We start from the raw sequence: 11966 nt of genomic DNA, 5'->3' as shown, positions 1-11966 counted from the left end.
GTATCGGGAAAAAGGCTTGGTTTTATTCCCGATACTTTTTTCGCTTAGCACCTAAAAAAACGATCAGGAGATTTGCATTTTAGAATTCTGGAGCACTTTTTTTATTGCTTTGGATAAGATAATGACTCCTTTTTCAATTTGATCTTTGGGCATATTAGAAAAGGAAAGTCGCAACCTGTCATCCTTTTGACTGGCAGGATCAAAGGTTCTTCCGGTTACAAATACTACTCCTTTGGCAACACTTTCTTTAAATATGTCTGTTGATCTAATGTGTGGGGGTAATTTTAGCCAGACGTAAAAACCACCTTTGGGTTCATTCCAGGTGACTTCTTCAGGCATGTAAGTTTTTAAATATTTTTGAAGCATATTCTTTCGTTCCAGATACTCACTCCTCAAAAATGTCAAATAAGGTTCCAGTTTATTTTGTGCTAGAAATTCATTGGCCAGTATCTGCATAAAACTGGAAGTACAGGCATCTAGAGCCTGTTTAACCGTTTCAGCTTTTTCGAAGATCTCTTCAGAAGAAAGCATGTAACCCAACCTAAAACCCGGACCCAGTATTTTTGAAAATGATCCCGTATAGATGATTTCTACATCTTTAACGCCATAAGATTTCATGGCTCTAGTCAGAGATTTCTCTTCCCCGTTGAAATAGAGATCACTGTAAGCATCGTCTTCAACAAGAATAATTCCTGTACCCGATAAAACTTCCAGGAGTTCTCTTTTCTTTTCAGGTGTGTAAATAATGCCTGCCGGGTTATGATAATTGGGTGTTACATATAGGAACTTCGGCTTCCGGTCCAAGGATTCGATCTTACTTTTTAAGGCTTCGATGTTGATGCCATTCACGTCGATAGGTATGCTGTGTATCTCGGCTCCAAAAGTTTCAAAGACCGTTAAAGCTCCAACGAAACAAGGATTTTCTGTAAGTATAATATCTCCTTCATTGACAAATTCCTGAGTGATTATCGATATCGCTTGCAGGGAACCTGTAGTGATCAAAATTTTATTATCATCAACTGCCAATCCCTTGTTTTTTAAATAGCTTTCCAGGGACCTGATCAAAGGAGGATAACCGGAAGTGGGACCATATTGAAAACACAACTTTTTGACATCCTCAGGTAAAGAATTATAGATCTCATCAATTTGCTTTACCGGAAAAAGATCATTGTTGGGCATACCACCTGCAAAGGAGATCAGGTTTTTGCCGGAAGCTTGTTTCATCAATTGTTTAACGTCCTCTGAATGCATGGAATTGACTGCTTTCGAAAATGCATACATAGCCTAAAAAGTTTTGACTGTTCTATCAAATTAACTAATATCTAATCAAACAGATGCTGATGAATATCAGTTAAAATCTTCTTTCAATTCTCTTTCTTTACTAATATTATATTATTTTTTTTATGCTTCATCCCAAATTAATTCATCCTAAAAGCATCGTTGTTGTTGGGGGGTCTGATAATATTCATAGTCCTGGTGGCCGAGTTTTGAAAAACCTGCTCGACCATCAATTCGAAGGGAACTTATTTGTGGTCAATCCCAAACAGGACGTGGTGCAGGGGGTGAGATCTTATAATGACATCAATGATTTGCCTGAAGTAGATTTGGCGATAATCGCCATTGCTGCAAAATATGTTGTTGAAGCCGTTAAAGTTCTTACTCAAAAGAAGAACACAAAGGGCTTTATTATCTTCTCGGCAGGCTTCAGTGAAAAAGATGAAGCCGGTGCAAAGCTGGAAAGGGAAATTGTCGGGTTGATCAATGAAGCGGGCGGGAGTTTATTGGGTCCTAACAATATTGGATTAATAAACAAGCATTACACAGGAGTTTTTACAACGCCCATCCCAAAACTGGATGAGAATGGTGTTGACTTTATATCAGGTTCCGGTGCGACGGCAGTTTTTATTATTGAAGCAGCAAAGAGCATGGGGCTAACATTTTCTAGCTTGTATACCGTTGGAAACAGTGCTCAAATAGGAGTGGAGGAGATTCTGGAATATTTGGACCGCTCTTTTGACAAAGAAACAAGTTCAAGAGTAAAACTGCTTTACATTGAAAGCATCAAGAACCCGCTTAAATTCCTGGAACATACAGCCTCCCTTATAGGTAAGGGTTGTAAAATTGCGGCAATTAAGGCCGGAAGTTCGGAGGAAGGAAACAGGGCGGCTTCTTCACATACAGGAGCTATAGCCAATTCAGATGTTTTTGTAGATACATTGTTTAAAAAAGCCGGTATTTTACGTTGCTACGGCAGGAACGAACTCATTACTGTTGCCGGAATACTTCAGCAAAAGGAATCTGAAGGAAAGAATATAGCCATTATTACCCATGCCGGCGGGCCTGCTGTAATGCTGACAGATGTATTATCAAAGAATGGATTAAAGATCCCACATTTAGAAGGTAAAGAAAGCAAAGCCTTATTGGATAAATTATTTGATGGATCAACTGTATCCAATCCTATTGATTTTCTAGCGACCGGTAATGCTGGGCAGTTAGATGCCATTATTGAGTACTGTGAGAACTCGACCCAAATTGATGCGATAACTGTGATCTTCGGGAGTCCCGGTTTAACCGCTGTGGATGATGTATATGCAGTACTGGATAAAAAAATCAACACTTCTAAAAAGCCGATTTACGCCGTATTGCCTTCAGTAGTGAATGTGAAGAATGAGATCAGGGAATTTATTAAAAAAGGAAATATCGCATTCCATGATGAGGTATTATTTGGACAGGCCTTATCCAAAGTTTATAATCAAACACCGGTGCGTAAAAAAACTAAAAATCCTGTCCTACAATTTTCTACAAAAATCCGAAAGTTAATAAATGCACTTCCTGACGGGTACTTGCCTACAGAAGTTGCAATTAGTTTGTTGGAAACTGCAGGAGTGAAATTTGCCGTTCCACTTCAGGCAAGGAATCAAGCAGAGCTAAACAATATTTCAAATTCTGTTACTTACCCAGTAGTTCTAAAAGTTGAAGGGCCGTTGCATAAATCTGATGTTGGCGGAGTTATCCTGAATGTTTCAAACGAAGTCGAATTACATGATAATTTCCACAAGTTGATGCAAATCGAAGGAGCAACTTCTGTCATGATCCAGCCTATGATCAAGGGAATGGAATTGTTCATAGGAGCGAAAAAAGAAACAAATTATCCTCATGTCATTTTATGCGGATTGGGAGGCATCTTTGTTGAGGTTTTAAAGGATATTAGTGCTGCAATGACTCCTGTTTCAGACGAAGAGGCTTTACAAATGATAACAGATCTAAAAGCAGCACCCATTTTAAAAGGAATTAGAGGTCAGGCCGGTATCAACATCAAATTGTTTGCTGACACCATTGTAAAAATTTCAGATCTCCTGACTCTTGTGCCCGAAATTGCAGAATTGGACCTCAATCCTCTTATGGCTACTCAGAATGATTTAACTGCTGTGGATGTAAGAATTCGTTTAGAAAGATCGGTTAAGAAGCTACAGCCTAATCAAATAAATGAGATCGCATAAGCTGATGTATCAAAATTATAATAACCCTCCATTTTTGAGTTTTTTATTGGGCTAAAGCCCAGGATTGATTACACCTTGAGCTTCCGCCTGAAGGCGGAGGTAATTCATATCTACAGGCTCTCATCCATTCACAAGAACTCCTGGTCTGTCCATGATTTCCTCCGGATTTATCTGAAGGTAAGAGGATCCTGTATCAAAAAGGGCTTTAGCCCCACACCTCTCAAAAATGCCATTTTTTGGTGTCCTTTTTTTGTTTAAAGGCTATTGAAGAGAACTTTTTATGCCTCTTTTTGAAGGGGAGGTAATTCATGTCTACAGGCTCTCATCCATTCACAAGAAATCCTGGTCTATCCATGAATTGCCTCCGAATTTATCCGGAGGATTTAGAATTAAAATGTCATTAGGGCTTTAGCCCAATCCTTTTCTTTAATCTATTTATCCAAAAGGATCCACCGGTTGCCGGCACTCTGAATGAGGTACTTTGTTCCCGGATCAATACTAGTCACTGTTGAATTTGTGGTAATATCAAACAGGTCGTTACTGCCTATAAAATCCAGAATCTTTTTTGAGTTTCCGGGCCAGTTGATAAGGTAAATTAGTCGGCCTTTATTAGTAGCGGCGTCGGGAATTACAACGCTGCTCACCTGGTTATTGATGCGAAGGGAGTAAGTTTCTTCGGGAATTATAAAAGCTCCGGTATTAGAGGCAGTGGAGGAATAGGTGCCGGAGTATGGATATTTCCAGCTCACAATGCCACTTGCATCTGTCATTAAAACCTGGTCATGGGAACCTCTCACATCCGGCAACACGTAATCATTTCCTGTTGTTCCTATGCCTACTCTCCCCGAAAAGTAGCCTGCATATACCTTTTTTGGATCATTCCCATAGGCCGTGCTGTATATGCCATAGACAAAGCCATTCCCCTGTACTGTTCCAATTTCGTTGTAGATTCCATAGTGGTTTTTTGTGGACCCAAATGTCTTACCTACATCATTATAGATCCCGTAGATCTCTTCATTTGTATTCTGATTCACCTCATTAAAAATGCCGTAGTGAATACCAATTCCATTGGCACTAACAGAGCTTTTTATTCCATACTTTTTATCGGCTGTTGCAGTATTATTACTGGTTACAATGCCGTAAGTAACATTTTTTGCTGTCGAACTTGCGTTGTCAACTTCAAGGCCGGTACGTATTAAATGATCTTCCTTATCATCAATTATCACCTTCAGTTTAACATTTTGGGAAGAGCCGCCAATGCTAACATTACCTTTTCTAAAGACCGCATCCTCTGGACTGGTGGAGGGAGATGTTGTTCCAATTTTGTAAAAATCTGATGTAGCTTTTCTTCCCACACTTTCCCAGGCTACCAGGGAGGAATTCCACCAATAAAATCCTGTTGGGAATTCCAATTTTTGAGAGGTGAGGAAGATCAGCATCCCGTGTTGAGCTTCCGTTGGATTAGTGGCTGGAAAATTTGACATTCGCGGGATAAGAATGCCATCTGTATTTTCCGGCGAAGCCGGATCTTCAATGCTTATATCCAGTTGGGCTTTTGGGTCATGGGTATTGATCCCTACCTGCGCATTTGTTTTAAAAGAAATCAAGAGGAGTACGATCCCCAATAACAAAAGTTTGTACACGAGTGCATTTTTTTTCTCGGGGAGACACCAATAAAAATCAATATACTTAAATATCTTCCTGTTTTACAGCACTCTATAAAAATTTTAACACATTAAGAGGTTTCCTGTACTTTTTCCTGCAGCATCTTGATTTCATCACGCAATTTTGCCGCTGTCATAAAATCCAGCTCTTTAGCCGCCGATTCCATGGCCTTTCTTTTTTCCCTGATCCTTTTTTCAAGTTGTGGTTTACTAAAGAATTCTGTTTCAGCCTCTGCGGCTTTTAGATCGGGAGCAACCTCATACACATAGGGCTCTGGTTTTTTACGCACCAGCATATTCTCAAAAGACTTTTTAAGCGCGGTGGGAGTGATGTTGTTGACTTCGTTGTACTTCAGCTGTTTCTCACGCCTGTACTCCGTCTGGTCAATAGTCTTTTGCATACTATCTGTAATTTTATCAGCATACAAAATGGCTTTTCCTTCCAGGTGGCGTGCAGCCCGGCCAATTGTCTGCGTAAGGGAACGGTTGCTCCTTAAGAAACCTTCTTTATCGGCATCGAGAATTGCCACCAGGGAAACTTCCGGAAGGTCAAGTCCTTCCCGTAACAAGTTTACTCCAACCAGCACGTCAAAAAGCCCTTTTCGAAGGTCCTGCATAATTTCCACCCGCTCTAATGTATCGACATCGCTATGTATGTAGCGACAGCGAATATCAATTCTGGTAAGGTATTTCGTTAGCTCTTCGGCCATTCGTTTTGTAAGGGTCGTAACTAAAATCCTCTGGTCTTTGTCGATCCTCACCTGCATTTCCTCAATGAGATCGTCTATCTGGTTGAGACTGGGTCGCACTTCAATTACAGGATCCAGTAAACCGGTAGGTCTAATTACCTGTTCAATATACATTCCCTCTGTCTTCTGAAGTTCATAATCTGCCGGAGTAGCACTTACGTAAATCACCTGATTCTGAAGTATTTCAAACTCCTCAAATTTAAGCGGACGGTTATCCATTGCTGCCGGAAGCCGGAAACCGTAATCGACCAGAGTTTCTTTTCTGGATCTGTCCCCTCCGTACATCGCATGTACCTGCGGGATAGTAACGTGACTTTCATCCACTACCATAAGGAAATCGTCGGGGAAATAATCCAGTAAACAGAAAGGTCTTGTGCCCGGTAGACGACCATCCAGGTACCTCGAGTAGTTCTCAATTCCAGAACAGTAGCCCAATTCCCTTATCATTTCAAGATCGAAATTTGTGCGCTCGTCAAGACGTTTTGCCTCCAAATGTTTTCCTATGTCCTGGAAGTAATCTACTTGTTTTACCAAATCATCCTGGATCTGCCGTATAGCTCCCTGGAGTACATCGGGCGAAGTCACGAACATGTTCGCAGGATAGATATTAAGACGTTCATATTTCTCTATAACCTCGTTTGTAGCCGGGTCAAAAGCTTCAATCTCTTCTATCTCATCTCCAAAAAAGTGAATTCTGAAGGCATTATCTGCATAACTTGGATAGACATCTACAGTATCTCCTTTAATTCGGAAGTTCCCGTGGTTGAATTCAGCTTCGGTCCTTGAATAAAGACTTTGCACAAGCTTATGAAGCAGCTGTGTTCGTGAGATCACCATATCTTTTTCAATGGAAACAACGTTCTTCTTGAACTCAACCGGGTTCCCAATACCGTAAAGACAGGAAACCGAAGCTACCACTATCACATCTCTCCTTCCGGAGAGGAGGGAAGAGGTGGTGCTGAGACGCATTTTCTCAATTTCTTCGTTTATCGAAAGATCCTTTTCAATATAAGTTCCCGAGGAGGGTATAAAAGCTTCCGGCTGATAGTAGTCGTAGTAACTTACGAAATATTCTACCGCATTATCAGGGAAGAACTGCTTAAATTCAGAATAAAGCTGGGCGGCCAGGGTCTTGTTATGTGCAAGTACAAGAGTAGGTTTTTGAACCTCTTCGATTACGTTGGCGACTGTAAAGGTTTTCCCCGATCCTGTTACTCCAAGAAGTGTCTGGTATCGTTCATTGTTTTCAATTCCGCTAACCAGTTGCTTTATAGCCTGCGGCTGATCTCCCGTGGGCTTAAAATCTGACTTTACTTTAAATTTCATAGGATTTTTTGCTGACTTGCAAAAATAACCAATTTTAAAGCTACCAACAAATATTGCCTGCTCCTAAGAAGTTTAATATCAGGCCGGTTAAAGATCCCTCTTCTTCAGCAGTAAATAAGAGAGGTAAACGATGATAACTATCCACAGGATCACAATTAAAAGTTGATACCAGTGAATGGAATAGTCCTTCGTGATCTCCGATCCCAATTGAGTGGCTGCAGACTGTACTGCGTTAAGCCTGGTAAAAGGCTCCTTAACAAGCAAAGCCATAGATTCCAGCGGAAAAAATTGTGCAATATTTTCGGCAATATTAGAATCCCTGAAGATCTTATACTCCATAACTCCCCTTAAGATGCTCTCAAGGATCCACCAAATGAACAGGAAGCCCAGCGCAAAAGCCGATCTTTTCACGAAAATTCCCAGGAACATACAAAAAGCAAAGAACCCTGTTAGCTTAATAAAATAGGCCAGCAGGTATTCCATATCAGAAAAGATGATGTTCATCTCTGTATAATCTGAAAAAGACAGGCCAAGTATCAAAGAAACTATGAACAGGAAAAGAGTCGATAACAGTGCGAAAGAAACAACAGTAAGGAATTTTGAAAGGATGAACTCCTTTTTACTTAAGCCGTCGATAAGATTTTGCTTTATTGTACGGTTACTGTATTCGTTGGACATCATAGAAACGATCACAATGGCCAGGAATAACTTAAGAGTAGCAGCAATATAGCTGTTGAAATGCCATATGTAAGGGAAATTAAAGATTCCCTGGTCTGCCAGCCTGAAGTTGACATTTCCAAAGTTAAATTCTATAGATGCTATGAGCGCAATAAAAGTAATAAGGATAAAGTAGGTAGTGACCAAAACCCGCGAAGATTTACTATAGCGTAGTTTGTGATATTCTATGTTAAGTAATCGTAGCATTAGGCAGAAATTTGGTTAGTTAACAGTAGGAATTGTTCCTCGAGGCTTTCCTTACGTTTCACGAGTTGTGAAAGGATTAATCCGTTTTCAAAAAGGTAGGTGTTGAGAGCTTCAGGTTCTAAAGGTTCTTCCAGGAAGGCAGTGATAAGCTCTCCTTTTTGGATCACCTTCCCAAATGCGGGATGGGAATCTAGAAGTGCCAGTAGTTTCTCTTCATTTGATGCCTTTAGTTCGAAAAAGCCAAAACTTGCATTCATTTGGTCTACAGGTCCGCTGTACAATTTCTCACCTTTGCGAATGATCACTACATGAGTACAAACTTTTTCTACCTCGTCCAGCAAGTGAGAGGCAAGTAAAATGGTAGTTCCTGTAGATGCGATCCTGGTTATGATCTCCCTTATTTGATGTATTCCCTGGGGATCGAGGCCGTTGGTGGGTTCATCCAGAATAAGAATTTCGGGATCATTGAGTAGAGCAGAGGCAATGGCGAGCCGTTGTTTCATACCCAAAGAAAAAGTGCGAAATTTGCTGTACCTTCTGTCTAATAGGCCAACTAATTCAAGTTTTTCATCAATATTATTTGGAGCCACATTTTTGATCTTACATACGAGCTCCAGGTTTTGGGCGGCCGTCATGTAAGGATAAAAATTAGGACGTTCAATGATAGCTCCTACCTTCTTAAGGGCCTGGTGGGTGCTTTGTGTGCCATCGAACCACTGGAAGTCGCCGCTGGTTTTATTCACTACGTTTAAAACGATACCAAGGGTAGTAGATTTTCCACTTCCGTTAGGACCAAGGATGCCATAAACGTTACCTTTTTCAATGGAGAAAGAAAGATCCTTGACCGCAGTAACGGGACCAAATCTTTTGGTGAGATTGTTAAGACGAAGAATTGTACTCAAAATAAACCGGTTTTAACATTTGACGCCTAAGTTAACGTTTTGTTACAGGCCGAAAGAAAAAGAAGTCTTATTTTTGAGGAAATTCAGGGTATGCAGGAAAAATTAATGTCAAAGAAAAAACCATCCTTTCCGGTAAATGACCGGTTCCATAAATACCTCGCAAAATATAACCGAAATACTAAAATTCCCGTCTTTTACGATGATCTGCTGAGGTTTTCGGGTTCGATTGTAGTTTATGATCAACATGATGAAGATACCTTTTGGGTGCGTTGCTATTATCCCGATTATGAAAGGGATGATATTGACAACAGCCTCAAACAGGTATATACCATCCTGCATTCCGATGGGAGTGACGATTCGCTCGAATTTCTTAATGTGGATGCAATTGACTACTGCACCTTTGGAAATTCAAAACCTTTTCGTGTAAAGATCAGAAATATTCTCAACGACAGTTTCACCTATTTTTACGTTAAAAAAGCAGATGCCTCTCGTATTTACGGACTTGAATTTGAGCATATACTTTCCCCGCACAGGATTAATTTCCTGGTGTACCGGGATACCTTAATTGAGGAGCATATTGCAGGGATCCCGGGCGATGTCTTTATTGAAGATGAACTGCCAATGTGTGATGACCGGGCGAAAACGCAAATTGCGAAACAATTCGTGAAATTCAATGAGCGCTGTACGATCCGGCTTTTGGGAGATATGCGATCCTACAATTACGTGATCATTCCCACCCACGATTTTGATCACGTGGAGTATCAAATAAGAGCTATCGATTTTGATCAGCAATGCTTTGAAGGAAGTTTAAAAGTATACAGGCCGCAATTCTTTAAGGAAAACTTAAAGATGGTACAACTGGTGCAGGAGAAGCTGCAGGAATCCTCTATAGAGCAATATAGGAGGGAAGAACGTTCTCTGCTGGCCAAAAGGATCATCAACGCACAATCCCGTTACAAAGAATTAATGCGCTGTATCCTTAACGACCAGATATCAAATGAGTCCAACGTGAAACAACTGCGCAAAGAGCTCTATGATTTCTCCAGCGATATGAAATTCAAAAGGGCACGCTCCATGGGGCAAATCATAAGAACAGCTCTTGATTTCGTAAAAAGGAATTATGAAGATGTGAATATGAAAAGACTTATTTAAATGATTAAGGTTTAATTATTAAGGAATAATAAAAAAGGAAGGGTCTCAAAAATGACATTTTTGAGACCCTTCCTTTTTTAGTCTTGGCTCTTGGCTCTTTTTCTAGCTTTTCTGTTCCTTATTAAAGTAAACCAGGTAGTAATACATCTGCCTTTCCTCGTCCCAGCCTTTTTCCACGAACTTTTCAGCCGACTCAGGATTGATGAAGTCCATTTTGATCTGGATGTTTGTGTCGAGGTTGATGACGTTCTTGATCGACTTACGGGCAGAAGTTACCGCCGTGTTTGAAATAGGAAAACTGGTAAGATCCTCGATCTTGTATTTTGGTGCTTTTTCGGTCTTATAATTCTGAAATTCGGGCAAAAGGGCAGGGTTGTCAATAACTGAATTCAGAAATGCAGTTTCTTCAAAGTCATCATTTTTTGCGAAATAATCCACACTTCGGTTCATGAACATCACTTCTTCCTTTTTATCTTCGGCGGGAAGAACTACATCTTTGGCAAAATTCTGGCAGAATTTCAGGTATTTTTTGGTGTGAAAATTATCATCGGCCATGACATCAACTCCGAGGAAATTCTCCAGCCAGTATTTGGTATCATACCTGTTGGAATCGACCGAAAGAATTTTAAAACCTTCTTCACGGTTTTTGTTGAAGATAAGAGCTCCTTTATCCAGCTTGTTCAGGTTGATCCCCTGCTGAATGATCATTTCCAGTATGCTCTCTTTTTCCTGGAACTGAAGGAAATCATGCTTTAATTCAGATTTAAAAATCCCAATTGCAGTAGTTTTTTCATTGTCGAGCATCATGTTGTCGAAAAATACAACATACACCTCGCCGCTTTTGATGTGCGGGTGGGCCGACTGTTCAAAAAGCAGTGTTGTGATCTTTTTTGACTGTTCGTGGATTGCCTGCGGGTTATCAAATATCTTTCCGGCAATCTCGAACAATGGGTTGAATTCCACATCCACGTCATTAGAAAACTGAAAATAATTCTCCTCTTTATCACGAAACGGCTTGAGAAAATACTCTTTTACAAGGGGAGTGATCTCATCATTAAGGTGAAAGGGTTGTGCGGAAAGGAAAATGTTCTCGTTCCGGCTTTTGTTGCCAACTCTGTGAATAGAAAGAGAGTCAATGTGAGCGTTATATAAATTGATCATATTGAAAAGGTGCGGTTAAGTTACCGGATTAATAAAGGCGGAAAAATAGAAAAATTTAAGCTAGTTCCAATTCTCGTCGAAAGAAAGATCGTCGTAATCGTCTACATCAAAATCATCATCATAGTCAAGACTAAGATCGTCTTCTTCGGCCTGGAATTCTTTCTCTGGAGCGGCGGTAGGTAGCTGCCCATGGACAAACAGCAGGTTTGGGTAATCCATTTGAGGATCGGGTTCTGCGATCTCTGCAAGTTCCACAAGGAAAGTCCACATGCTAAAGAAATCGTATACGTAAATAAGCTTAGTTTGGGTTTCAGAAACCACGCTGTCAAGGGTCGTTTCGTTCATTAACCTTACAGAGCCTGTGCCTTCGGTCACATCGAACTGTGAAATTTCTTCCCCCTGGTTCCATTCGTCATCACTTATGTAGAAAGAAGCCATCTCGGTGCCGTCAAATCCAAAGGATTGCAGTATGGTATTGTGTAAATCTTCGAGGGTGTTTTCCGACATAATTTCTATGTCACGGAATACATCTTCTTCGGCATCAAGGATAATTCTAAATCTATACAGCATAAGTCAAAAAAATTGGAT

9 protein-coding genes are annotated in these 11966 nt (G+C 40.4%); 2 read left to right on the top strand and 7 right to left on the bottom strand.

What is annotated here, in order from left to right; translation table 11 throughout:
* Positions 1-63: 63 nt before the first annotated feature.
* Positions 64-1281: an aminotransferase-like domain-containing protein gene (locus OU683_RS09450; RefSeq protein WP_268137562.1), complete on the bottom strand. Its 1218-nt coding sequence runs from the start codon at positions 1279-1281 to the stop codon at positions 64-66.
* Between the two features lie 122 nt (positions 1282-1403).
* Here OU683_RS09450 and OU683_RS09445 point away from each other — a divergent pair, with 122 nt between their 5' ends.
* The gene (locus tag OU683_RS09445) at positions 1404-3500 is read left to right on the top strand and encodes an acetate--CoA ligase family protein (RefSeq protein WP_268137560.1); all 2097 of its coding nucleotides are present in this window, start codon (positions 1404-1406) and stop codon (positions 3498-3500) included.
* Positions 3501-3931: 431 nt separating this feature from the next.
* Here OU683_RS09445 and OU683_RS09440 read toward each other — a convergent pair whose 3' ends face one another.
* From OU683_RS09440 to OU683_RS09425, 4 genes are all read right to left on the bottom strand, one after another.
* Entirely contained in the window at positions 3932-5143 is a 1212-nt protein-coding gene (locus OU683_RS09440; protein ID WP_268137558.1) for a phage tail-like protein, read from the bottom strand.
* Positions 5144-5235: 92 nt separating this feature from the next.
* Complete coding sequence (gene uvrB, locus OU683_RS09435) at positions 5236-7239, bottom strand: excinuclease ABC subunit UvrB (RefSeq protein WP_268137556.1); 2004 nt, start codon at positions 7237-7239, stop codon at positions 5236-5238.
* An 87-nt stretch (positions 7240-7326) separates the two neighbouring features.
* Complete coding sequence (locus OU683_RS09430) at positions 7327-8163, bottom strand: ABC transporter permease (protein ID WP_268137555.1); 837 nt, start codon at positions 8161-8163, stop codon at positions 7327-7329.
* Positions 8163-9065 carry an ABC transporter ATP-binding protein gene (locus OU683_RS09425; protein WP_268137554.1) on the bottom strand — a complete coding sequence of 301 codons (903 nt, stop codon included), beginning with the start codon at positions 9063-9065 and terminating at the stop codon, positions 8163-8165. Before OU683_RS09425 ends, OU683_RS09430 begins: the two co-directional genes overlap by 1 nt.
* A gap of 90 nt (positions 9066-9155) precedes the next feature.
* On the opposite strand from OU683_RS09425, the gene OU683_RS09420 reads away from it, so the two are divergent.
* Positions 9156-10217 carry a hypothetical protein gene (locus tag OU683_RS09420; RefSeq protein ID WP_268137552.1) on the top strand — a complete coding sequence of 354 codons (1062 nt, stop codon included), beginning with the start codon at positions 9156-9158 and terminating at the stop codon, positions 10215-10217.
* A 102-nt stretch (positions 10218-10319) separates the two neighbouring features.
* On the opposite strand, the gene OU683_RS09415 is transcribed toward OU683_RS09420, so the two are convergent.
* On the bottom strand, positions 10320-11378 hold the full coding sequence (locus OU683_RS09415) for a nucleoid-associated protein (RefSeq protein WP_228916905.1): 1059 nt from the start codon (positions 11376-11378) through the stop codon (positions 10320-10322).
* Between the two features lie 60 nt (positions 11379-11438).
* Positions 11439-11948, bottom strand: coding sequence for an IS1096 element passenger TnpR family protein (locus tag OU683_RS09410; RefSeq protein WP_268137550.1), 510 nt, complete (start codon positions 11946-11948; stop codon positions 11439-11441).
* Between the last annotated feature and the right edge of the window lie 18 nt (positions 11949-11966).

Origin of the sequence: Salinimicrobium sp. TH3, assembly GCF_026676115.1 — a bacterium.
In the GTDB taxonomy this organism is placed as follows: Bacteria; Bacteroidota; Bacteroidia; order Flavobacteriales; family Flavobacteriaceae; genus Salinimicrobium.
This window is presented reverse-complemented; position numbering and strand designations above follow the sequence as displayed.

Coding starts and splice junctions, on each gene's coding strand:
- OU683_RS09430 (WP_268137555.1), bottom strand. CDS start 8,163: ATGCTACGATTACTTAACATAGAATATCACAAACTACGCTATAGTAAA.
- OU683_RS09445 (WP_268137560.1), top strand. CDS start 1,404: ATGCTTCATCCCAAATTAATTCATCCTAAAAGCATCGTTGTTGTTGGG.
- OU683_RS09450 (WP_268137562.1), bottom strand. CDS start 1,281: ATGTATGCATTTTCGAAAGCAGTCAATTCCATGCATTCAGAGGACGTT.
- uvrB (WP_268137556.1), bottom strand. CDS start 7,239: ATGAAATTTAAAGTAAAGTCAGATTTTAAGCCCACGGGAGATCAGCCG.
- OU683_RS09410 (WP_268137550.1), bottom strand. CDS start 11,948: ATGCTGTATAGATTTAGAATTATCCTTGATGCCGAAGAAGATGTATTC.
- OU683_RS09420 (WP_268137552.1), top strand. CDS start 9,156: ATGCAGGAAAAATTAATGTCAAAGAAAAAACCATCCTTTCCGGTAAAT.
- OU683_RS09415 (WP_228916905.1), bottom strand. CDS start 11,378: ATGATCAATTTATATAACGCTCACATTGACTCTCTTTCTATTCACAGA.